This window comes from Propioniciclava sp. (assembly GCF_047602245.1).
GTDB lineage: Bacteria > Actinomycetota > Actinomycetes > Propionibacteriales > Propionibacteriaceae > Propioniciclava.
In genome coordinates this window covers 2,241,285-2,264,214 of the sequence record NZ_JASGHT010000001.1, presented here as the reverse complement: position 1 = coordinate 2,264,214, position 22,930 = coordinate 2,241,285, and the positions used below count along the sequence as shown (strand labels likewise).

The window sequence follows — 22,930 nt, the reverse complement described above, 5'->3', positions numbered from 1 at the left end:
GGCGTGGCGGGCGGGCTCGCCGCGCTCCTCGACGACATCGCGGCGCTCGCCAAGGCGGCCGCGGCGTCCGTCGACGACGTGGCAGCCGCGGCGGGACGGGCCAGCGCGAAAGCGGCCGGCGTGGTCATCGATGATGCGGCCGTCACCCCGCGCTACGTGACCGGCATCACGCCGGCACGCGAACTGCCGATGATCAAGAACATCGCGCTCGGATCGCTGCGCAACAAGCTGGTCTTCATCCTTCCCACCATCCTGCTGCTCAGCCAGTTCCTGCCCTGGGTGCTGACCCCGCTGCTGATGTGCGGCGGGCTGTACCTGTCCTTCGAAGGTGCCGAGAAGATCTGGGAGAAGGTGTCGGGTCACGGCCATGGCCACGCGCCCGCCGCCGGCGCGGCCACGCAGGTGGCACACGCCACCGAGGTGGACGATCCCGCGATGGGGCCCCATGACGATGAGGGCGAGCCCGCGGCGTCCACCGATCACGACACCGAGAAAGCGATGACGGCAGGTGCCATCCGCACCGACTTCATCCTCTCGGCCGAAATCATGGTGATCGCCCTCAATGAGGTCGCCCAGGAGCCGCTGCTCAGCCGGGCGATCATCCTGGTCGGAGTCGGCATCGCGATCACCCTCGGCGTCTACGGCGTGGTCGCGCTGCTGGTCAAGACCGACGACATCGGGCTGCACCTGGTGCGCGACGGACGCGCCCGCGCCCTGGGCCACGCGCTGGTCACCGCCATGCCGAAGGTGCTCACCGCGCTCGGCATCATCGGCACGATCGCGATGCTGTGGGTGGGCGGCCACATCCTGCTGGTCGGCGCCGATACCCTGGGCTGGCATGCGCCCTACGCGTTCGTGCACCACGCCGAGGAATGGGTCGCCCATGCCACCGGCGCCCTCGGCGCCTTCCTGGGCTGGACCACCAACACCTTCTTCTCCTTCGTCGCCGGCCTGGCCGCGGGCGCGGTCGTGGTGGCCGTGATGCACCTGATCCCGCGCCCACGTCCGTCGGCGCAGCACTGACCGGCGTTCGCGCCGGTCGTACGGCACAATGGCCTTTCGGGCCGCCGTGCCCAACGCCTCCGTAGCTCAGCTGGTAGAGCGTCCGCCTTGTAAGCGGAGGGTCGCGGGTTCGAATCCTGTCGGAGGCTCGTGAATCACCGCAGCAAGTGGGCCGACGCCGTCGCCGCCAATCCCGGCCATTCGTCCTGGTACGTCGAACGGTTCCGCCAGATGGCCGCCGGCGGTGCCGACCTGGTCGGCGAAGCGCGGCTCATCGACGCGATGAACGCCCGGGCCGCGACCATCCTGGACGCCGGGTGCGGTCCCGGCCGGCACGCCGGGCATCTGCACGCGGCCGGGCACACCGTGGTCGGCATCGACCTGGACCCGGTGCTGATCGAGGCTGCCGAACAGGACTTCCCGGGGCCGCGCTACCTGGTCGGCGACCTCACCCACGTCACCCTTCCCCCCGATGCGCCGCAGTCGTTCGACGCGATCCTGTGCGCCGGCAACGTGATGGGCTTCCTGCACCCGGCGACGCGGCGTCCGGTACTCGCGCAGTTCGCGCGCTGGCTCAACCCCGAGGGCCGCGCGGTGATCGGCTACGGCGCGGGCCGTGGCTACGACTTCGCCGAATTCTTCGCCGACGCCGAGGCGTCCGGCCTGGCGCTGCACCAGGCCTACTCGACCTGGGATCTGCGGCCCTACACCGAGGGGTCCGGCTTCCTGGTCGCGGTGCTCGGGCGCGCCTGAGCGCGGGTCAGGCGTCCGCCTTCTTGCGGCTGCGGTACCAGAACACGGCCAGCATGCCGACCAGGATCGCGATCGACACGTACCACAGGTAGCGGCCGTAGGTGTCGACCACCTGCACCGCCGGCTCACCCAGCCAGTAGCCGAGCGCCAGGTAGCCGGCCGTGCTGGCCAGCGCGCCGACGGCGTCCACCAGCAGGAAGGTGCGCAGCCGCGTGCCCGCCGCCCCGAGCGCGGCGTAGATGACCCCGGCGGGCAGCGGGAGCGGCAGATAGGTGAGCAGGATCGCCGGCACCGCGTAACGGCGGGCGCCGTCCCAGACCCGCTGCCAGTAGCGCTGGGTGCGCGGCGAGCGGTTGGTGGCCCAGACGTCCATGATGTTGCGGCCCCACAGCTTGCCGGCCCACCAGTAGATCCAGTCGAACTTCATCGCCGCCGCCGAGGCGAGCACCAGCACCAGCGGCCACCACGGGTCGCCCGTCGCCGCGAGCGCACCCACCAGCACCATGCCGGTGCGGTAACCCAGCGAGCCGAGCAGATGCGGCGCCAGGCCGAGCATCACCGGGCGCAGCGGCAGCATCACCAGCCCGTAGATGGCCACCACGCTGAGCCCGCCCATGCAGATGAAGTCGGCGCGTTGCGGCTCGTGCCGCCACGGCAGGGCAGGGTCGTCCCACCACTCGGGTTCGGGGGTGGTTGCCTCCGGCTCGTGCGGGGACGGCGCATTCGTCACCCGGCGAGGATACCGGCCGCGCCTGGCCCGGCCCTTGCCCTCTCCCCTGCCGGCAACGCGGCCCAGGCGCCCAGGAGTCGGGAAAACCACACGTTCGCGTCCGCACAACACAGTTTCGCGTCCGAAAAGCGCGCGTTCGGTTGCGGCAGATGCCCGGTACCTGTTGAATGCGGGGTGTAGCCGCAACGACCGCGGCCACAATTTCCACAACGGATCGTCGGGCACGTACCTGCCCGTGGGAAGGATGTGTGGCATGGCCACCGTTTCGTTCAAGGACGCTACGCGCGTCTACCCTGGAGCCGATCACCCGGCTGTCGACAAGCTCAACCTCGAGATCGGTGACGGCGAGTTCATGGTTCTCGTCGGCCCCTCCGGCTGTGGCAAGTCCACCTCGCTGCGCATGCTGGCCGGCCTCGAAGAGGTCAACGCCGGTGCGATCCACATCGGCGACCGCAACGTCACCGACCTGCCGCCCAAGGATCGCGACATCGCGATGGTCTTCCAGAACTACGCGCTCTACCCGCACATGACCGTCGCCGACAACATGGGCTTCGCCCTCAAGATGCAGAACGTGCCGAAGGCCGACCGCGATGCGCGCGTCGCCGAGGCCGCCAAGCTGCTCGGCCTGGAGTCGTTCCTCAACCGCAAGCCGAAGGCCCTCTCCGGTGGCCAGCGCCAGCGCGTCGCGATGGGCCGCGCCATCGTCCGCCAGCCGCAGGTCTTCCTGATGGACGAGCCGCTGTCGAACCTCGACGCCAAGCTCCGCGTGTCCACCCGTACCCAGATCGCCGCGCTCCAGCAGCGCCTCGGCGTCACCACCGTCTACGTGACCCACGACCAGGTCGAGGCCATGACGATGGGTGACCGCGTCGCGGTCATGAAGGACGGCCTGCTGCAGCAGTGCGACTCGCCGCTGACCCTCTACGATTCGCCGAAGAACCTCTTCGTCGCCGGCTTCATCGGCTCCCCGGCCATGAACCTGCTCCAGGGCAAGGCCGTCGACGGCGGCGTCCGGATCGGTGACTACACCGTCCCGGTGTCCCGCGAGGTGCTGGCCAAGGCCGGCAACGACACCGACGTGACGTTGGGCATCCGCCCCGAGCACTTCGAGAGCAGCCACGACGGCCAGGGCATCGCCATCGACATCGCCGTGGTCGAAGAGCTGGGTGCGGACTCCTACCTGTACGGCACCCTCGCCGGCCTCTCGCCCGACGAGAAGCTGACCGCGACGCAGATCGTGGCCCGCCTGCAGTCGCGCCACCCGCTCAGCAAGCAGAGCGTCGTCCGCCTGCTGCCGGATCTGGAGAAGATGCACGCCTTCAACACCAAGACCGGCGAGCGACTGAGCTGACGCTGTCTGACCGACACTCGTGACGGCCCGCGGCACTGCGCTGCGGGCCGTCACGCATTTCTGGGAGGATTTCCGTCATGCCCCGCTTCTTGGCCGCCCAGCCGGACGCTCGACTCCTACCCCTGCCCTGGCACCTTCCGCTGGCCGAGTGGCCGCTCAAGCACCTGGTCGCCCTGCCGCGCGGCATCTCCCGCCATGTGGTGCGGTTCATTCAGGTCGGTGGTGAGGTCTTCGCGGCCAAGGAAGTCCTGGAGCACGCCGCGCTGCACGAATACCGGATGCTCACCGACCTCAACCGGCTCAACACTCCGGCGGTCGAGCCGACGGGCGTGATCACCTCGCGATTGTCGGCAGACGGGGAGCCGCTCGACTCCATCCTGCTGACCCGTCATCTGCAGTTCTCGCTGCCGTACCGCTCGCTGTTCTCCAAGGGAGTGCGGCCCGAGACCGTTACCCGGCTGATCGACGCCATGGCGGTGCTGCTGGCGCGCCTGCACCTGGTCGGCTTCCTGTGGGGCGACGTGTCGCTGTCCAACATCCTGTTCCGCCGTGATGCCGGCGAGTTCGCCGCCTATCTCGTCGACGCCGAGACCGCGGAGATGCACGACCAGCTCACCGACGGCCAGCGGCTGCACGACCTCGACATCGCCATGGTCAACCTGTTCGGCGAATTCACCGACCTGGAAGCCGGCGGGATGCTGGACGAGGCGCTCGACCCGATGGTGCTGGTCGAACAGATCTCGCACCGCTACCGGGCGCTGTGGCACGAACTCACCGGGGTGGAGGAATTCTCCGGCAGCGAGCTGGCCCGGATCGAGAGCCGCGTCCGCCGGCTCAACCAGCTCGGCTTCGACGTCGCCGAACTCGACATCCGCACCTCCCCCACCGGCGACACGGTCACCATCCAGCCCAAGGTCGTGGACGCCGGCCACCACAGCCGGCGCCTGCTGCGGCTCACCGGCCTCGACACCGAAGAGAACCAGGCCCGCCGCCTGCTCAACGACCTCGACACCTACCGGGCCCGCACCAACCAGACCCACGTCGAGGAATCGGTGGTGGCCCACCAGTGGCTCACCCAGTCCTTCGAGCCGGTCGTCACCGCGGTGCCGTCCGACCTGCGCGGCAAACGCGAGCCCGCCCAGATCTTCCACGAGGTGCTCGACTACCGCTGGTACCAGAGCGAACGCGAAGGCCGCGACGTCCCGCTCACCGAGGCCGTGCACGGCTACATCCGCGACGTGCTCAGCGTGCTGCCCGACGAGGTGCTGTCCTCGACCGCGCTGGCCCCGATCGAGGAGGGTGGCCGGGCGCTGCTCAACCCGTTCGACCCGTCCCAGGGCTTCGCCGACGAGGACGACGAGGGATTCGCCGACGATCCGTGGGAGGCGGAGGCCTACGCGCCCGGCTCCGAAGTGCTGCCCGACCATCTCGACATCGAGGCGCTGCGCAGGCGCGCGGCCAAGGAGTGACCCACGCCGCTACGATGAGCGGGTGACTTTCCGCCTCTACGACAGCGCCCGGCGCGCCACGGTCGACTTCACCCCCCTCGTCGAGGGGCAGGTGTCGATCTACTGCTGCGGGCCGACCGTCCAGTCCGCGCCGCACCTGGGGCATGTGCGCAAGGAGGTCAACTTCGACGTGCTGCGCCGCTGGCTGGAGGCGTCCGGCTACGCGGTGACGCTGGTGAGCAACATCACCGACATCGACGACAAGATCCTGATCAAGGCCGATGAGGCCAAACGCCCCTGGTGGGCGCACGCCTTCTTGTTCGAGGGCGTGTTCAACACCGCCGCCGCCTCGCTCGGCGTCCGCCCGCCCAGCTACGCGCCGCGCGCCACCGGGCACATCCCCGAGATGCTGGAACTGGTCGCCGAACTGATCGAGGCCGGGCACGCGTACCCGGCCGAGGACGGCACCGGCGACGTCTACTTCGACGTCGCCAGCTGGGCGTCCTACGGTGAACTGTCCGGCCAGAAGGCCGACGACATGGAGCCGTCCGAGGACGCCGAGGCTCGCGGCAAGCGCGACCCGCGCGACTTCGCGCTGTGGAAGGGCACCAAGCCGGGCGAGCCCGCGACGGCGTCCTGGAACTCGCCGTGGGGCCCCGGACGCCCCGGCTGGCACCTGGAATGCTCGGCGATGGCCGGCAAATACCTCGGCGACTCCTTCGACATCCATGGCGGCGGCCTCGACCTGCGCTTCCCGCATCACGAGAACGAACTCGCCCAGTCCCGCGCGGCCGGGCGAGGCTTCGCCTCGTACTGGATGCACAACGCCTGGGTGACCATGAAGGGCGAGAAGATGTCCAAGTCGCTGGGCAACACCGCCGACGTGGCGGGCGCCGTGGCGACCTACGGTGGGCGCGCCGTCCGGCTCTACCTGGCCGGGCCGCACTACCGCTCGATGATCGAACTCTCCCCCGAAGCGCTGGAGGAGGCCGCCGCGCAGCTGGCCCGGATCGATTCGTTCCTGGTGCGGGCCAAGAAAGAACTGGACGCCGCCGGCCAGGCTGATACCGCCGCGGGAACCCCGGCCGAATCGAAGCACCGGGACGCTTTCGCCGCGGCGATGGACGACGACCTGGCCACCCCCGTCGCGTTGGCCACCATCTTCGGACGCGTGCGCGAAGGCAACCAGGCCCTCGCTTCGGGCGACCTCGCCGCCCTGAAAGCGACCCTGGACGACGTGGTGTGGATGCTCGACATCTTCGGGCTCAACCCGTGGGCGCCCGAATGGGCGGACGCCCAAGCCTCGGCGTCCGACGACCTCACCGGCGTCGTCGACGCCCTCGTCCGCACCCTGCTCGACGAACGCGCCGCTGCACGCGCCGCCAAGGACTGGGGCCGCGCCGACGCGATTCGCGACTCGCTGGCATCCGCGGGCCTGAAGATCACCGATACCCCCGACGGCGCCCGCTGGTCGCTGGACAGGAGCTGACATGCCCGGAAACAGCCAACGCAAGGGAGCCGTCCGCAAGCGCGGCAAGGGCACCGGTAACCAGGGCAACACCGCCGGCTCCGGCGGGCGCGTCCGCCGCGGCCTCGAAGGCAAAGGCCCCACGCCCAAAGCCGAAGATCGCCCGTACCACAAGGCCTATCGCAAGCGTCACCCCGACGCGAGCCCCATCTCGGACGGCAAGCCGCGCGGACGCCGCCACGTGCCCGGCGAGGAACGCGTCCGCGACCGCTCCGCCAGCAAGGGTCCCGGCGCCGAATGGGTGATCGGGCGCAACCCGGTGCTCGAAGCCCTGGAGGCCGAACTGCCCGTTCGGCGCGCCTACCTGATGGAGGGCGCCGAACGCGACTCGCGCGTCTCGGAGATCCTCAAGATTGCCGCCGCCCGCGGCATCACCCTGCTGCAGGCGTCCCGCAGCGAACTCGACCGGCTCACCAACGGCGCCGTCCACCAAGGCGTCGCGATCCAGCTGCCGTCGTATGAGTACGCGCACCCCGGCGACCTGCTGGCCGACGCCCTCGCCGACCAGGAGGCGCCCATCGTCGTCGCCTGCGACTCGATCACCGACCCGCGCAACCTGGGCGCCATCATCCGCTCCGCCGCCGCCTTCGGCGCCTGCGGCGTGATCGTGCCCGAACGCCGCTCCGCGCACATGACCGCCGCCGCCTGGAAGACCTCCGCCGGCGCCGCCGCGCGCATCCCCGTCGCGCTCGCCACCAACCTCAACCGGGTGCTGCGCGAATACGCCGAAGCCGGGTTCATGGTGGTCGGGCTGGCCGGCGAAGGCGAAACCGACATCTCCGAAACCCCGGGCATGGACGGGCCCTTGCTGCTCGTCGTCGGCTCCGAAGGAGAAGGACTCGCCCAACTCGTCCGCAAGAACTGCGACGTGCTGGCGTCCATCCCGATCGCGTCCGAAGTGGAAAGCCTCAACGCGTCGGTCGCCGCATCCGTGGCCCTCTACGAGATCTCCCGCGCCCGGCGCTGACTGATAACCGTGGTGCACCGTCTCGGGCACCACGGTTCCAGCGCAGTCCGTCTCCGGCATCCCGCTTCCGGCGCAGTCCGTCTCCGGCATCCCGGTTTTCGGCGCAGTCCGGCCCGAGCACCACAGTTCCGGCGCGGTCCGGCTCGACATCCCGGTTCCGGCGCAGTCCTTCTCCGGCATCATGGTCCGGCCTGAGCACCACAGTTCCGGTGCTGTCCGGCGGGGTGGGAGCAGGATCGGCCGCCGCCAACCACCCTGCAGCGCGCAAGCGCGCCGCAGGGGGCCAGGCCCATCCACGGCTGCGGCCGGTCCTGCTCCCACCCCGCCTCGCTTGTTTGGTGCGGTCGGTGCCCGGTCCGTGTGCTGGGGGTGCGGTCGGTGCCCGGTCCGTGTGCTGGGCCAAGTCCCCTGGCGTGGTGGGGTTCTACCCCACCGCCCGCCTGCCGGAAACGTCACACGAATCGTTCCCCGACGCGGCTCACCGCGCGATTTGTGTGACGTTTCCGGCGTTACGGACGATCGGCGTGCCTGCACGCCCTCAATCCGACGCTCGGTCGCGGGGTCGATGCCGCTCGAGCTCTGGTCGGTGGACCAATGTCGCCGAGATTCCACGACATAGCACCGTGCTGCCCAGGCCGGCGGACCGCTGGCCGAGGCGATCACGAGGGCGCGTGCCTTTCGCTTCCACGGGATCACCTCGTGCACCGTCTCGCGGAGCACGTCGTGTCTTTGCCCGCCCCGTTCGATCACGAGAATCAACCACTCGACGTCACCCAAGCGGTGTCACCCAAGCGGGGGCTTGTGGCCCTTGAGTGGCAGATCCTTGCGAATCCGGAGGCCAAAGCATCGGCGTCCGGCGGACCGTGACTGCGGAGAGGGAAGGACGGCACCGGCCTGAGCCGACGCGGGCGTCCTGGCGGGACTCGGCGTCCGGGCTTCAGCTTCTTGTGTCTCCGCGCCGACGCGGGCGGCCTGGCGGGCGCCCGCGTCCGGAGGTCAGCCGCAGACGCTGTCGAGGGTGCCGTGCAGGACGAGCGGCGTCGTCGGATCGGCGCAGAGCTTGGCGGTGACCTTCGGGGTCTGGCCCGCCGGGGCGGTCGCTGCCGGCGAGACGCCCCACGGGCGCTGCTGGATGCCGAACAGGCTCGTCCACGAGGCGGGACCGCTCGACTCGACCATGTTGGTGTTGGCCGGGTCGAAACCGGCCTCGGTGGCGAAGTTCCGCAGGGCTTCGTCACGATCCATGATCGCGTCGAGGTAGCCGATGTCGATGGCGCGCTGGCCGGTGAACATGGCCGCGCCCGCCTCACCGACGATGCGCTCGCGCGGGATGTTCCGCTTCGTCAAGACATGGGTGACGAAATCCTCGTACATGTCGTCGACGATCTGCTGCTCCCGGGCGCGTTCCTCAGGGGTCATGTCGCGGAACGGATTACCGGCGTCCTTGCCCTTGCCTGCGGTGATGTACTCCGACGTGATCTCCCGCGCGGTCACCGACCCGCCCAGCATGCTGCCGCTGCTCGTCACGTCGCGGTAGCGCAGGTACGGTCCCGACCTGACGCCGATGCTGCCCACCAGGCTGCCGGGAGCGCCGATGATCTTGTCGGCGCCCGCCATCGTGTACATGCCGCCGGAAGCCGACATGTCTTCGACGAACGCAAAAACCTTGTGCCCGGTGCGCTCGCGGTACCGGTCGATGGCCTTGGAGATGGCCAGCGATCCCGGAACCGAACCGCCGGGGGTGTTCATCATCAACACGACGCCGTCCGCATCGTCGGTGGTCAGCGCGTCCAAGACCTCCGCGACCTCGTAGCCGTAGACGCCGCCTGAGGAGAACAACCCGTCGCTACCACTGGCCTGGATCGCGCCCCGGACGGGGATCGCACGGAAGGTGCTGGCGGCACCATCGGCACCCCACACGGTCTTCAAGCTGTCGACCGAGCCGGGCGAGGAAGACGCCAGGGAACTCGCCATCGCGCCGAACGCCATCATCGAGATCATGCCCAGCACGGTGCTCACCACCGTGAGCACGAGCATGGACGCGCCGAAGCCGAGCCCCACGCCGGCACCCAGCCCGAAGCCGTGCTTGAAGCCGGACGGCCGCTTCCCTGCGGCCTGCGGAGCGGAAGGGAACTGCGACGGCACCGGCGGATAGCCGAAGGGCGGCATCGGCGGCAGGGCGGACGCCTGCGCCGACGGACGAGCAGCGGCCTCCTCACGCCCCGGCACGCGCTCGGGTTCGGGCCTTGGAGTAGGCACGGGATCAGGCTGCGGGGTGGGCGTGGAGTCCTCGGGAGAGGATGGGTCAGACATGGAGTGCCTCCTGGCAGGGGGGTGAACTACTTCGAACCTACCCCACGGCGTCCACTCGCCCACCTGTTTTCGCCGGGCCCACCCGGGAACGACGGCAGGCGTCCGGAGCGGTATCTTGGGGGAACGCCGATCCAAGGAGACCCTTCCGTGAGCGACCTCGCCGCCACCGCCTCGAGCGCCTTCAGCCAGGCCCTGTCCGTCATCGCCAGCGTCGAACCGCGCATCAGCGACGCCATCCGTTCCGAACTGGACGATCAGCGCGCCTCGCTGAAGCTGATCGCGTCCGAGAACTACGCCTCACTGGCCACCCTGCTCTCCATGGGCAATTGGATGAGCGACAAGTACGCCGAGGGTACCGTCGGTCACCGCTTCTACGCGGGTTGCCAGAACGTCGACACCGTCGAGGCGGTCGCCGCCGAGCATGCCCGCGAACTGTTCGGCGCCGAGTACGCCTACGTGCAGCCGCACTCGGGCATCGATGCGAACCTGGTCGCCTACTGGGCGATCTTGAACACCCGCATCGAGTCGCCGGCACTGGCCCGCCTCGGCGCCAAGAACGTCAACGAGCTCAGCCACGACGACTGGGAGGCGCTGCGCCGCGAGTTCAATTCCCAGCGCGTGATGGGCATGAGCCTGGACGCCGGCGGTCACCTCACCCACGGATTCCGGCACAACATCTCAGGCAAGATGTTCGAGCAGCACAGCTACGGCACCGATCCCGAGACCGGGCTGATCGACTACGACCAGTTGCTCGCCGACGCCCGCGAGTTCAAGCCGCTGATCATCGTCGCCGGCTACTCGGCCTACCCGCGCCGGGTCAACTTCGCGAAGATGCGCGAGATCGCGGACGCCGTCGGCGCCACCCTGTTCGTCGACATGGCCCACTTCGCGGGCCTGGTCGCCGGCAAGGTGTTCACCGGCGAAGAGGACCCGATCCCCTACGCCGACGTCGTCGCCTCCACCACCCACAAGAGCCTGCGCGGCCCGCGCGGCGGCTTCGTGCTCGCCACCAAGCAGTACTCCGACGCCGTTGACAAGGGCTGCCCGATGGTGCTCGGCGGCCCGCTGTCGCACGTCATGGGCGCCAAGGCGGTCGCGTTCGCCGAGGCGCACACCCCCGACTTCCAGGCGTACGCGCAGAAGGTCGCCGACAACGCCAAGACCCTCGCCGAGGGCCTGATGAAGCGCGGCGTCAAGGTCGTCACCGACGGCACCGACAACCACCTGGTGCTGCTCGACGTCACCACCTCCTTCGGCCTCACCGGACGGCAGGCCGAGTCGGCGCTGCTCGATTCCGGTGTGGTCACCAACCGCAACTCGATCCCGCGCGACCCCAACGGCGCCTGGTACACCTCCGGCGTCCGCGTCGGGACGCCGGCGCTCACCTCGCGCGGCTTCGGCGCCGCCGAGTTCGACCGGGTCGCCGAGCTGATGGTCGACGTCTTGAAGAACACCACACCCGTCACGGCGTCCACCGGCAAGCCGGGCAAGGCGAAGTACACCCTCGCCGACGGCGTGGCCGACCGCACCAAGGCGGCTTCCGCCGAGTTGCTGGACGCCAACCCCCTCTACCCGGGCCTGGAGCTCTGAGGGTTTCTTCAACCATCCCGATTCCCGCGCACGAGTTGCACTGTTGCGCACGGTATCTCGTGCGCAACAGTGCAACTCGTGCGCGGGAGTACGTGATGGCCCTCGCGGTCGGGGTCAGGGGGTGACGAGCCCCGCCGGGTAGCGGTGACCGACTCCCCGCGGTCTCGGAATGTCAGTCCGCGACCTCAACTCCATGGTGCCGGCGTCATACACCAGCAAAGACACCTGCTCCGCGTTGTCATCGGCCGTGCCGAGGACGAACAGCGTGGTGTCGGTGGCGGCGATCGTCATCACGCCGAGACCTGTCGGTGTCCCGATGTCGAACGTCTGCTTCTCGCCCGTCGACGGTACGTAGCGGGTGACCCAGACGTACTGGTTCATCGGACGGAAGCTCGGGTTCATGAACGTGTGACCGACGATGATCGCATCCCGGCTCGCCGCGAGCAGGTAGGGGGAAGAGGCGTCCAAGGCGACCTCGACCGACCGGAGCGTGGCGAGGTCGATCATCCCCAGGCGCTGCCCCTCACGGGAACCATCGGAGGGACCCGGGAGCGGGTAGTAGAGCGTGCCATCCCTAGCCAGGGCGTCCATGATGAAGCCGGCATCCTCCGGCAGTGGCATCCGGGCGATCTCCTCGAGCGTGGTCGCATTCAGGACGAGCAGCCAGGGGGCGTCGGCGGCGTTCATGTCGTTGGCGAACGCGTAGACCCGGCCGTCGTGCACCACCGGTTTGTTCACCATCCAGTCCGGGAAGTGCGCCGCGGCGGTGACGACCCCGCCGCGATCGTGTCCGCGAACCCAGCCGACGCCGTTCAGCCAGCCCGTGGTGAACACCACCTCGGGTGAAGCGTCCATGCCCATCACCGCGATCTCGTCGACCCTCACACCCGTCACCGCACAAGTCGCGGAGACGGTGACGAGGTGAGTCTTATCGCGCTTCATATTGCCGTTGGAGACCATCACCGTCTCGTCCCCGCGGCGTGCCACGGTGCCCAGTCCCGCGGACGAGAAGCCGATGTAGGGCAGGTCACGTTCCTCGATCGAGCCGTCCGCGGCCACGTAGGACAACGTGCTGACCATCCCGTTCTGCGTCGACCACACCACCGCCGCCTGCCAGTCCCGCGGGCACGGCCCGTTGGTTCGCACCGGCCGTGGCAGAACACTGCAGGCGGCCAGCATCATCACCGCCGACGCCGCGAGGATCCGCATCCCTCGGCGCGTTCTGGTGCTCGTTCCGCCGCCCATGATCCTGCCCTTCGCTACGGGCCCGCCCTCGCCGGCGCGCCGGTCGATCAGGTGATCTCTTCAGCATGTCACCAAGACCGCGCCGCCGCGGCAAGTTGGGCGCCTGATCGTGTCCGCCAGACGTGATGGCCGGGTGCCCAATAGTCGATTTCTATGTCCAGATTCGAACCTGCCCGCATCACCCCTTGTCACAACGGCCCCCCTCCGAACTGGACATAGAAATCGACCACCGATGGACGGACTGCGACCGTCACCAGGCAGAATCCGTGACCGTCGCTGGGAAGGGGGCGGCCCTGCCCGCAGGCACAAGCCGATCGCCTTCGAGGCCGTCAGGAAGCAACACACGGGGCCATCCACCAGAGTCAGCCTCTAGGCGGTCTTCGGCCTCGCGTGTGAGCAGAACATCATCGGTGCGTGCGGCCGACACCGGCGCGGTGCTGCTAGCGCGCGAGCGTCACCAGGGCGGTGGCGATGGCGGCCACGCCCTCACCTCGGCCGGTCAGGCCAAGCCCGTCGGTGGTGGTCGCCGACACGCTCACCGGGGCGCCGAGCGCCTCCGACATCACCGTCTCGGCTTCTGCGCGGCGGGCGGCCATTCGTGGCCGGTTGCCGATCACCTGGACGGCCGCATGCTCGATCTCGAATCCCGCGGCACGGACACGGCGCGCGGTCTCCACCAGGAAGGCGACACCCGAGGCTCCCGCCCAGACCGGATCACAGGTGCCGTAGTTGGAACCCAGATCACCCAAACCGGACGCCGACAGCAGCGCGTCGCAAACGGCGTGCGCGGCGACATCACCGTCGGAGTGACCCGACAAACCCGCGGGCTCGTCAGGAAAGAACAAGCCCGCGCAGTGCATCGGCACCCCTTCGACCAAGGCATGCACGTCGGTGCCGATCCCCACCCTCATCGGCGTTGCTCCCCGGTCGAGGCGGCGAATGCTTCGGCGATCAGCAGGTCGAACGGATCGGTCACCTTGAAGGAATAGCGTGACCCCTCGACCAAGGTCACGTCGTGACCCAGATACTCGGCGGCGGCAGCATCATCGGTGACGATGGTGCCGGTGTCGGCCAAGGCGGCATGCGCTTCAACCAGGACGCCGCGGGCGAATCCCTGCGGGGTCTGGATCGCGCGTAGCCGGGAGCGGTTCACCACCGTGGAGCCGGCATCGTGAACCTCGCGGATCGAGTCAGACACCGGGATCACCGGAACCACCGCAGAGGACCCTGAGCGAACCGCGTCGATCACGCGCGCGACCACGGCGGCGGGCACGAAGGCCCGTGCGGCGTCGTGCACCAGCACCACCAGGTCATCGAGCGGGTCACCGCTCGCGTCGGGCAGAGCCGCAGCATCAGGCAGGACACGGGGCGAGGGCATACCGGCGGGGCTCGAGGCATGAAGGGAGTCCAGCGCGGCGAGACCGTTGGCCACCGAATGCTGGCGCTCGGCGCCACCGGCAACGATCGTCACCGGGATCGGCGCCGACGCCAGCACGGCCTCGAAGGCCGCGCGCTCATCAGCGGGAACGACCACCACCACGGCACCGACGCCACCCGCCGCCAATTGCCGCACGGAGCGGACCACCAGCGGGACGCCCGCGACCTCGACGAGCGCCTTGGGCATGCCGGCGCCCAGCCGGGAACCGGAACCGGCCGCCACCACGATGGCGACGGCCGGCTGAAGAACAAGCGGTTGAGGCATGTCTGGCTAGGAGGCCAGCACCTCGTCGAGCATGATCTCGGCGCGATCGTCCGACACCTTCTCGGCCAGTGCGAGCTCGGAGACGAGGATCTGCCGTGCCTTGGCCAGCATCCGCTTCTCGCCCGCGGACAGGCCACGCTCACGCTCACGGCGCCACAGGTCACGGACGACCTCGGCAACCTTCATCACATTGCCCGAATGCAGCTTCTCGAGATTCGCCTTGTAGCGGCGTGACCAGTTGGTCGGCTCTTCGGCGTGCGGCGCGCGCAGGACGCTGAAGACCCGTTCCAGGCCGTCGGCGTCAACGACGTCACGCACACCCACCAGGTCGAGGTTGCAGGCGGGAACCCTCACCACCAGATCAGTCTGGCCGACGATGCGCAGAACCAGATACAGTCGTTCCTCGCCCTTGATCGTCCGGGTTTCGATGTCTTCGATGACGGCCGCCCCGTGATTCGGGTAGACAACCGTTTCGCCGACTGAAAAAGTCATATCGTTGACCCCTTTCCCAGCTGCCATCATATCATGTGCCTGCGACCGCAGTCTGAGCGTCCTCCCTTGCCAGGCGGACCTCAGCAGTCTTGACATCCGTCGGGATCTGTGATCCGCGGGGTGCGCACCCCACGAGGGGCGCCATCGGCGCTAACGCTTGCGGTCGCCGGTTCGTTATTGTGTGCGCCAGCGAGACGTTTCGATCGAGGAGGCTCCGACATGGAATCCAGCACCCGCCGCCGTCGCCGGGCTGTCCGGGCACTGATCGCGGGCGTGGGCGCCACGCTCGTCCTGACCGGGTGCGGTTTCGACATGCAGACGCTCCAGCCGTACACGCCGGCGCACGGCGTCAACATCGACGTCAAGACCGACGACAACAACCGCCAGTTGAAGGTGCGCAACCTGCTGGTCATCTCCGACACCAAGGGCCAAGGGGTCCTCTCGGCGTCCATGACCTCACCCGTCACCGACCGCCTTGTCTCGGTGAGCGGCACACCGTTCAAGGCCGACAACAGCGCGGGGACGCCGCTGACCGTGACCCAGGGGGCCGCGGTGGAGCTCAAGGCCGACCAGATCGCCGTGCTGACGAATCCCGCGCCGGTCATCAAGGTGTCCAGCCCCGACCTGCGTCCGGGCCTCACGGTCGACCTCACCCTGACGTTCGCCTCGGGCCGCACAGCCCACGCCGTCGCGCCGGTCATGTCGTACGACGACCCGATCTACACGACGGTCAGCCCGGCCCCGGCGTCCGCCTCCGCGACTCCAGCACGCACGGCCACACCGACACCCACCGCGACGCCGTAACGACCACCTCGACGAAGCGAACCGCCGCGACGCCCATCCGGGTATCGCGGCGGTTCTGTCTGTGGCCGGTGCTGGCCTGCGGTCAGCCCTCGAACTTGTAGCCGAGCCCACGCACGGTGAGTAGCCGCTGCGGATTGGCGGGGTCCTTCTCGATCTTGCCGCGCAGCCGCTTGACGTGAACGTCGAGGGTCTTGGTGTCGCCCACGTAGTCGGGGCCCCAGATCCGGTCGATGAGCTGCCCGCGGGTGAGCACGCGCCCGGCGTTGCGCAGCAGCATCTCGAGGAGTTCGAACTCCTTCAGCGCCAGCTTCACCGGCTCGCCGTCCACCGACACCTCGTGCCGTTCGACGTCCATCCGGACGCCGGCCTCCTGGATGACGTCGGGCAGCAACTCCGCCTCCACCCCGCGCCGCAGGACGGCGCGGATGCGCGCGACCAGCTCGCGATGGCTGAACGGCTTGGTCACGTAGTCGTCGGCACCCAGTTCCAGGCCGACCACCTTGTCGATTTCGGAATCCCGGGCGGTGACCATGATGATCGGCACCGTGCTGATCTGGCGCAGCCGCCGGCACACCTCGGTGCCGGACAAGCCCGGCATCATCACGTCCAGCAGCACGATGTCGGCGCCGTGGCGCTCGAACTGGGCCAGGCCCTCGGTGCCGTCCGCCGCCAGGATCACGTCGAAGCCCTCACGGGTCAGCATGAACCGCAAAGCGTCGCGGTAGCTGCCTTCGTCCTCGACGATCAGCACCACACTCATGAAGCGTCCTCCTCGGTTTGTTCATCAAAGACCGCCAGCGGCAGGCTGATGGTAAAGGTCGATCCGGAACCCGGTTTGCTCCACACGGACACCTCGCCGCCGTGCACGTCCACGATCTCGCGGACGATCGACAGGCCCAGGCCCGTGCCGCCGGTTTGCCGGCTGCGCGCGTAGTCGACGCGATAGAAGCGCTCGAAGATCCGTTCCTGGTCGTCGGGATGGATCCCGATGCCGTTGTCGGTGACCGCGATCGCGACCCGGTCGCCCGCCTCGGCCCGGGCTCGGAGCACGGTGACCACCACCCGGGTCTTGGCGTCGGAGTAGGCGATCGCGTTCTCGATCAGGTTCACCACGGCGGTCACCAGGGACTCACGCGAGCCGCGCACGCGCATCCCGGTCACGCCGCCACAGGTCAGGCTGATCTGGCGCTGCTCGGCGGCGACCCGGCAGCGATCGAGCGCGTCGCCCACGACGTCGTCGACGTAGACATAGTCCGGGTGAAGCGTCGTTCCATTCTGCAGCTGTGACAGCTGGACGATCTGGGCCACCAGTTCGGTCATCCGCCGGGCTTCCTGCTGCACCAGGCCGCTGAAGTGCAGGACGGCCTCGGGGTCGTCCGCGGCCTGTTCGGTCGCTTCGGCCAGCAGCGTGATGGCCCCGATGGGCGTCTTCAGCTCGTGGGTGGCGTTGGCCATGAAGTCGCGTGCGGACGCCAGCACGCGCAGCGCGGCGCTGCGGTCGTCCACCACGACGAAGACGGTGCCGTCATCGAGCCTCAGCACGCGGGCGGCGAGCTTCTGCTCCACGCGCCCGGGGCGACGCTGGTCGATATTGGCCGAGGCGTCCTCACCAGTGCGGCGCACGTGACGCACCAGATCCAGCAATTCGGCGACGGCGATCCGGTCGCCGCGGACGACACCCAGGTCGACCGCCTGATCGTTGGCGGCGAGGATCTCGTCCATATTGCCGACCAGCGCCGCAGCGCTGCGCAGCGAGTCGAGGATGCGGCGGCGCTCCGGCAACGGATCAGGCGGCGGGACGGCGGCCATCCGGCGATGCACGATCGTCGCGCCCGCGGCCATGCCGATCAGCGCGCCGAAGACCAGGCCGGCCAGAGCTGCGATCGCGGGAGACACGCCGCCAGCATAGGGTTCTCCACGCGGGACGGAACGCGACGGGCGTAGGTTCATCGACTGTTCACCACACGTTGGCCTCGGTGCCCGCCTATGCTTCCACCGAGCCGTAGTGTCCAGGTTGGTCCTACCCCGGGCCGACCTACGAATGCGAAGGAGCGCTATGCGCGCGAGTTACCACGAGGCATTGTCGTCGGTCGTGGACGACTTGGTCACCATGACCCAGAAGGTGCAGGTCGCCGTCGGCGACGCCACGCAAGCCCTGCTGTCGGCCGACCTGGCATCCGCCGAGCGGGTGATCACCGACGACGCCGAACTCGACGCCCTGCACGACGACCTCGAGAGCCGCTGCTTCAACCTGCTCGCCCGGCAGGCGCCCGTCGCCGGCGAGCTCCGCACGGTCGTCGCGGCGCTGCGCATGGTGGCCGACCTGGCCCGGATGGGCGACCTGGCCGCCCACGTCGCCAAGATCGCCCGGATGCGCTACCCGCGCCAGGCCGTGCCGGAGTCGATGCGCGGCAACTTCCAGCGGATGGCGAAGCTGGCCGCCGAAATGGTCGAACTGGCCGGGCGCACGCTGGACGAGCGCAATGTGCTGGACGCCGAGAAGATGGCCGACCACGACGAAGAGATCGACGACCTGCGCACCCTGCAGTTCCGCGTCATGCTGGACGATTCGTGGGAGCACGGCGTCGAGGCCGCGATCGACTGCGCCCTGCTGGGCCGCTACTACGAGCGCATCGCCGACCACGCCGTCCTGATGGGCAGCCGGGTGATCTACCTGGTCACCGGCCTGCACCCCGAGGGCGACAACTGGACGATCGCCTGATCACCTCCCCACGAAACCGCTGATGCCCGGCCCCCTGGAGGGACCGGGCATCGTTGCGTGGTAGCTGATCTACTTCTTGCCCTGATTCTTCACGGCCTCGATCGCAGCCTTGGCCGCCTCGGGATCGAGGTAGCGACCACCCGGCGTGACCGGGTTGAAGTCCTCGTCGAGTTCGTACAGCAGCGGAATGCCGGTCGGGATGTTGAGCCCGGCGATGTCGGCGTCCGAAATGTTGTCGAGGTGCTTGACCAGCGCGCGCAGCGAGTTGCCGTGCGCGGTGACCAGGACGACCTTGCCGTCGGCGAGGTCGGGCTTGATGTCGGACTCCCAGTAGGGCAGCATCCGCACGACGACGTCGGCGAGGCACTCGGTCTGCGGGCGCTCCTCAGCGGGGATGTCGGCGTAGCGCGGGTCGTTGTACTGGCTGTACTCGGCGTCCTGCTCGAGCACGGGCGGCGGGGTGTCGTAGCTGCGGCGCCACAGGGTGAACTGCTCTTCACCGTACTTGGCGAGCGTCTCGGACTTGTTCAGGCCCTGCAGACCGCCGTAGTGGCGCTCGTTGAGCCGCCACGAGCGCTGCACCGGGATCCAGTGACGGTCGCAGCCGTCGAGCGCCAGGTAGGCGGTGTGGATCGCACGGCGCAGCAGCGACGTGTGCAGCTTGTCGGGCAGCAGGTCTTCGGACGCGAGCAGTTCGGCGGCCTTCTTCGCCTCGCCGATGCCCTTCTCGTTGATGTCGACATCCACCCAACCGGTGAACAGATTCTTCTGGTTCCACTCGCTCTCGCCGTGGCGCAGCAGGATCAGCTTGTACGTCATGGGCGTGAGCCTAGCGTTCCGGGGCGAATCAGGAGGCCGGTTGCCGACCTCCGTCTCATCGGCTCCGATTCCGCCCGGTCAGGCGCCGGCGTCCGGCACCGCCAGGACGTCGGCGAGGTCGTAACTGACCGGCTCCTCGAGTTGGGCGTACGTGCAGGTGTCAGGGGTGCGATCCGGACGCCAGCGCACGAACTGGGCGGTGTGCCGGAACCGGACGCCCTCCATGTGGTCGTAGCGCACCTCGACGACGAGTTCGGGCGCGAGCGGGATGAAGGAGAGATCCTTGCTGGCGTTCCAGCGCGAGTGCGCGGCGGCGGTCGGCGTCCGCGGGATGGACTGGTCACGGTTGTCGGGCGCGACCTCCTCGGGCTGCGCCCACGCCCATGGATGACCCTCGAAATCGGTGACCAGCGGCTGGAGTTCGGTGAACAGTTCGCGGCGGCGCGCCATCGGGAAAGCGCCGATCACGCCGACCGAATTGAGCACGCCTTCGTCGGTGAACAGGCCGAGCAGGAGCGAGCCGATCGCGTCGGTCTCGCCCCGGTAAAGCCGGTAGCCGGCGACCACGCAGTCGGCGGTGCGCTCGTGCTTGATCTTGTACATGACCCGCTTGTCCTCGGCGTACGGGGCGTCCAGCGGCTTGGCGATCACCCCGTCGAGGCCGGCCCCCTCGAACCGCTCGAACCACTGCTGCGCGGTGCTGCGATCGGCGGTGGCCTGGGTAAGGTAGATGGGCGGACGGGCGCCGGCGAGGGCACGTTCGAGGGCGGCGCGGCGTTCGCGGAACGGCTTCTCGGCATAGTTCTCGGGGCCGAGGGCGAGCAGGTCGAAGGCGACGAAGCTGGCCGGGATCTCGGCCGACAGCCGCTTGATCCGGGACGCGGCCGGATGGATGCGCTGCTGCAGCAGGTCGAAGTTGAGCCGGTCGGCGGCGTCCGGGTCGATCATGATGATCTCGCCGTCGATCACGCACGGATCGGGGAAGTTCTGCTTGACCGCCTCGACCAGTTCGGGGAAGTAGCGGGTCATCGGGCGGGAGTTGCGCGAGCCGAGCTCGACCTTGTCGCCGGAACGCCAGATCAGGGTGCGGAAGCCGTCCCACTTAGGCTCGAAGAGCATGTCTCCGGCGGGGAAGTTCTTCACCGATTTGGCCAGCATCGGCCCGAACGGCGGCACGATCGGGGTGCCCCATTCGGCGTCCCGTTCGGCCTTGGGCGCAAGATAGTCGGCCTCGGCGCGGTCGGCCTTGCGCTTGCTCGGCGGCACCCGCGGCGGCTCGCCGGGCATCTTCGGGTAGTCGGGCGGGAAGTTGAGTTCGCCGAGACCGCGGGCCAGATCGGCCTCCCAGAGGGCGAGCGCACCCGTGACGTCGCCGGGTTCGTCGCCGAAGGACGCCCACGCGCAGCCGCGCTCGGCCAGGATCGCCGGCACGGTGTGCACGGTGAAGGCCTGCGGGTCGGCGCCGGCGAGATCGTCCCAGCGCAACGGCATCGAAACCGGCGCACGCGGGGCCCGGCGCGGTGAGTAGGCGCCGGCGATGGTGCGGTCACGGTTGGCCTGGTTGAAGTCGACGAAGACGCGTTCGCCGCGCTCCTCCTTCCACCAGCTGGCGGTGACCAGATCGGGCAGCCGTCGTTCGAGTTCGCGGGCGATGCCGATCACGCCGTGGCGGACGTCCTGGAATTCGTGGGTGGGCTTGATCCGCGCATAGACGTGCACGCCCCGGTTGCCGGAGGTCTTCGCGTAGGCGGTCAGGCCGGCCTCGGCCATCACCTCGCGCAGCGCGAGGGCGGCGCGGGCGGCGTCGGTAAAGGTGCGTCCCGGCTGCGGGTCGAGATCGATGCGCAACTCGTCGGGATTGTCGAGGTTCGCGGTGCGGACCGGCCAGGGATGGAAGGTGATCGTTCCCATCTGCGCGGCCCAGGCGAGCGCGGCCGGCTCATCGAAGACGAGCTGATCATGACGGCGCCGGCTCGGATAGGTGCAGGTGACCCGGCGCAGGAAAGCGGGCGTGCCCGCGGGCGGGCGCTTGGAGAAGAACTCCTCCCCCTCGACCCCTTCGGGGAAACGCTGCAGCGTCATCGGCCGATCGCCGTTCAGCGCGAGGAACGGCCCGGCCACCGCGAGCAGGTACTGGGCCAGGTCACGTTTGGTGACCGCCACCGAGGTATCGGTGGCAGGCCACAGCACCTTGTCGGGGCTGCTCAGCTTGATCGCCCGCAGGCCGTCCGGCCCGGGCACCTCGATGGTCTCGGCCTCGCTCATGGTGGGTAGTAAACACCGGCCGCGCACGCCAGGGAACGGGGATGCGTAGTCGTTTTCTATGTCCAGATCGACACCACCACGCATTACCCCTAGTCGCGAGACATCGCCTTCCAACTGGACATAGAAATCGACCACCACCCGCCGCCAGGGCCACGCACGACGAGGCCCCCGGCCCATGCCTGCAGCGACCTGGAGGCCAAGAGGGGCCCCGCGATGCAAAGATGGGGCCATGCGATTCGGGATCATCGGGACCAACACGATCAGCACCTGGTTCGTCGAGGCATGTTCGAGCACCGACGGTCGGGCCCAACCGGTGGCGGTGCTCTCCCGCGATCTGGACCGGGCACGCGCCTTCGCCGACCAGTACGGCATCGAGCATGCGGTCGACGATCTGGACGCCCTGATCGAACTGGTCGACGCGGTTTACATCGCGAGCCCCATCTACGCCCATCACGATCAGGCGATGCGCGCCATCCAGGCCGGGCGTCATGTGCTGGTCGAGAAGACGATGGGCGCCTCCGCCGCCGAGGTCCGCGCTCTGCTGGAGACTGCCCGCGCGCGGGGCGTCGTGGCGATGGAGGCGATGCGCAGCGTGCACACCCCTTATCACCGGGTGATCCGCGACGCGCTCCCCCGCCTGGGAGCGCTCCGGCACGCGCACATCGAGAAGCTGCAGTATTCCTCGCGTTACGACGCCTTCCGCAACGGCGAGATCCTGAACGCGTTCAACCCCGCTCTCGGCAACTCGGCGCTGGCCGACATCGGTGTCTACTGCCTGGAGCCCGCGCTCGACTGGTTCGGACGCCCCCGCGGCGTCAGCGGCGCCAGCGTGTGGCTGCACAACGGCGTCGAGGCCGGTGGCTCGATGACGCTGGCCTATGACGGTTTCGTCGCGACGCTCACCTGGTCGAAGATCGCCACCGGGGTCGCCCCGAGCACCATCGCCGGCGAGGACGGCGCGCTCAGCTTCGATGACCCCTCCGAGCCCAGCTACATCCGCTGGCATCCGCGCGGCGGCGAACCCGAGACCCTGTGGGAGTGCCCGCGCGGCCCGCTGGCCGGAACCATGCACCACGAGGTGCTCGACTTCGTCGACCAAACCGACGCCGGCGCGCTCGACGAACGCTGGGCCACCCTCACCCTGACCGCCCGCAGCCTGATGGACGCCCATCTCGCCCGCTGACGCCGATACGATCGGC

20 protein-coding genes and 1 tRNA gene are annotated in these 22,930 nt (G+C 69.0%); 11 read left to right on the top strand and 10 right to left on the bottom strand.

All coding sequences use genetic code 11. From position 1 onward, the window contains the following. The first annotated feature begins 3 nt into the window (after positions 1-3). The 3 genes from QM708_RS10740 (at position 4) to QM708_RS10730 (ending at position 1,755) form a co-directional block, all read left to right on the top strand. Complete coding sequence (locus QM708_RS10740; protein WP_415107996.1) at positions 4-1,023, top strand: DUF808 domain-containing protein; 1,020 nt, start codon at positions 4-6, stop codon at positions 1,021-1,023. A gap of 55 nt (positions 1,024-1,078) precedes the next feature. After that, positions 1,079-1,151 (top strand) — tRNA-Thr (locus tag QM708_RS10735). Between the two features lies 1 nt (position 1,152). Next, a complete protein-coding gene (locus QM708_RS10730) occupies positions 1,153-1,755 on the top strand; it encodes a class I SAM-dependent methyltransferase (protein WP_415107993.1) in 603 nt (200 codons plus the stop codon). Positions 1,756-1,762: 7 nt separating this feature from the next. On the opposite strand, the gene QM708_RS10725 is transcribed toward QM708_RS10730, so the two are convergent. Beyond that, entirely contained in the window at positions 1,763-2,485 is a 723-nt protein-coding gene (locus tag QM708_RS10725; RefSeq protein WP_415107990.1) for a DedA family protein, read from the bottom strand. Positions 2,486-2,738: 253 nt separating this feature from the next. On the opposite strand from QM708_RS10725, the gene QM708_RS10720 reads away from it, so the two are divergent. From QM708_RS10720 to rlmB, 4 genes are read left to right on the top strand one after another with little or no spacing between them, the layout of a single operon-like run. After that, positions 2,739-3,836: an ABC transporter ATP-binding protein gene (locus tag QM708_RS10720; protein WP_415107987.1), complete on the top strand. Its 1,098-nt coding sequence runs from the start codon at positions 2,739-2,741 to the stop codon at positions 3,834-3,836. 56 nt (positions 3,837-3,892) lie between these two features. Beyond that, entirely contained in the window at positions 3,893-5,305 is a 1,413-nt protein-coding gene (locus tag QM708_RS10715; protein ID WP_415111383.1) for a DUF4032 domain-containing protein, read from the top strand. A gap of 22 nt (positions 5,306-5,327) precedes the next feature. Continuing rightward, positions 5,328-6,773, top strand: a complete 1,446-nt coding sequence (gene cysS / locus QM708_RS10710) for a cysteine--tRNA ligase (protein WP_415107984.1) — start codon at positions 5,328-5,330, stop codon at positions 6,771-6,773. A gap of 1 nt (position 6,774) precedes the next feature. Continuing rightward, positions 6,775-7,779, top strand: coding sequence for a 23S rRNA (guanosine(2251)-2'-O)-methyltransferase RlmB (gene rlmB / locus QM708_RS10705; protein WP_415107981.1), 1,005 nt, complete (start codon positions 6,775-6,777; stop codon positions 7,777-7,779). A gap of 996 nt (positions 7,780-8,775) precedes the next feature. On the opposite strand, the gene QM708_RS10700 is transcribed toward rlmB, so the two are convergent. Further along, positions 8,776-10,092 carry a S49 family peptidase gene (locus tag QM708_RS10700; protein ID WP_415107979.1) on the bottom strand — a complete coding sequence of 439 codons (1,317 nt, stop codon included), beginning with the start codon at positions 10,090-10,092 and terminating at the stop codon, positions 8,776-8,778. Positions 10,093-10,239: 147 nt separating this feature from the next. On the opposite strand from QM708_RS10700, the gene QM708_RS10695 reads away from it, so the two are divergent. Continuing rightward, positions 10,240-11,682 (top strand): glycine hydroxymethyltransferase, encoded by a 1,443-nt coding sequence (locus tag QM708_RS10695; protein ID WP_415107976.1) that lies wholly within the window; start codon positions 10,240-10,242, stop codon positions 11,680-11,682. A 114-nt stretch (positions 11,683-11,796) separates the two neighbouring features. Here the strand turns inward: QM708_RS10695 and QM708_RS10690 are convergent, their stop codons facing one another. From QM708_RS10690 to QM708_RS10675, 4 genes are all read right to left on the bottom strand, one after another. Then, entirely contained in the window at positions 11,797-12,891 is a 1,095-nt protein-coding gene (locus tag QM708_RS10690) for a hypothetical protein (protein ID WP_415107973.1), read from the bottom strand. A 476-nt stretch (positions 12,892-13,367) separates the two neighbouring features. Then, complete coding sequence (ispF, locus tag QM708_RS10685; RefSeq protein WP_415107970.1) at positions 13,368-13,838, bottom strand: 2-C-methyl-D-erythritol 2,4-cyclodiphosphate synthase; 471 nt, start codon at positions 13,836-13,838, stop codon at positions 13,368-13,370. Beyond that, positions 13,835-14,629: an IspD/TarI family cytidylyltransferase gene (locus QM708_RS10680; RefSeq protein WP_415107967.1), complete on the bottom strand. Its 795-nt coding sequence runs from the start codon at positions 14,627-14,629 to the stop codon at positions 13,835-13,837. The genes ispF and QM708_RS10680 overlap by 4 nt, the downstream gene beginning before the upstream one ends. Before the next feature lie 6 nt (positions 14,630-14,635). Next, positions 14,636-15,121 (bottom strand): CarD family transcriptional regulator, encoded by a 486-nt coding sequence (locus QM708_RS10675; protein WP_415107964.1) that lies wholly within the window; start codon positions 15,119-15,121, stop codon positions 14,636-14,638. Between the two features lie 219 nt (positions 15,122-15,340). Here QM708_RS10675 and QM708_RS10670 point away from each other — a divergent pair, with 219 nt between their 5' ends. After that, a complete protein-coding gene (locus QM708_RS10670) occupies positions 15,341-15,925 on the top strand; it encodes a hypothetical protein (RefSeq protein WP_415107961.1) in 585 nt (194 codons plus the stop codon). 82 nt (positions 15,926-16,007) lie between these two features. Here the strand turns inward: QM708_RS10670 and QM708_RS10665 are convergent, their stop codons facing one another. Together QM708_RS10665 and QM708_RS10660 are read right to left on the bottom strand one after the other, a co-directional pair. Then, positions 16,008-16,685: a response regulator gene (locus QM708_RS10665; protein ID WP_415107958.1), complete on the bottom strand. Its 678-nt coding sequence runs from the start codon at positions 16,683-16,685 to the stop codon at positions 16,008-16,010. Beyond that, positions 16,682-17,821: a sensor histidine kinase gene (locus tag QM708_RS10660; protein ID WP_415107955.1), complete on the bottom strand. Its 1,140-nt coding sequence runs from the start codon at positions 17,819-17,821 to the stop codon at positions 16,682-16,684. The genes QM708_RS10665 and QM708_RS10660 overlap by 4 nt, the downstream gene beginning before the upstream one ends. 160 nt (positions 17,822-17,981) lie before the next feature. Here QM708_RS10660 and phoU point away from each other — a divergent pair, with 160 nt between their 5' ends. After that, entirely contained in the window at positions 17,982-18,647 is a 666-nt protein-coding gene (phoU, locus tag QM708_RS10655) for a phosphate signaling complex protein PhoU (RefSeq protein WP_415107952.1), read from the top strand. A gap of 69 nt (positions 18,648-18,716) precedes the next feature. On the opposite strand, the gene QM708_RS10650 is transcribed toward phoU, so the two are convergent. Together QM708_RS10650 and QM708_RS10645 are read right to left on the bottom strand one after the other, a co-directional pair. Continuing rightward, positions 18,717-19,466: a phosphoglyceromutase gene (locus QM708_RS10650; protein ID WP_415107949.1), complete on the bottom strand. Its 750-nt coding sequence runs from the start codon at positions 19,464-19,466 to the stop codon at positions 18,717-18,719. Positions 19,467-19,544: 78 nt separating this feature from the next. Then, entirely contained in the window at positions 19,545-21,731 is a 2,187-nt protein-coding gene (locus QM708_RS10645; RefSeq protein ID WP_415107946.1) for an ATP-dependent DNA ligase, read from the bottom strand. A 229-nt stretch (positions 21,732-21,960) separates the two neighbouring features. Here QM708_RS10645 and QM708_RS10640 point away from each other — a divergent pair, with 229 nt between their 5' ends. Further along, positions 21,961-22,914 (top strand): Gfo/Idh/MocA family protein, encoded by a 954-nt coding sequence (locus QM708_RS10640; protein WP_415107944.1) that lies wholly within the window; start codon positions 21,961-21,963, stop codon positions 22,912-22,914. The last annotated feature ends 16 nt before the right edge of the window (positions 22,915-22,930 follow it).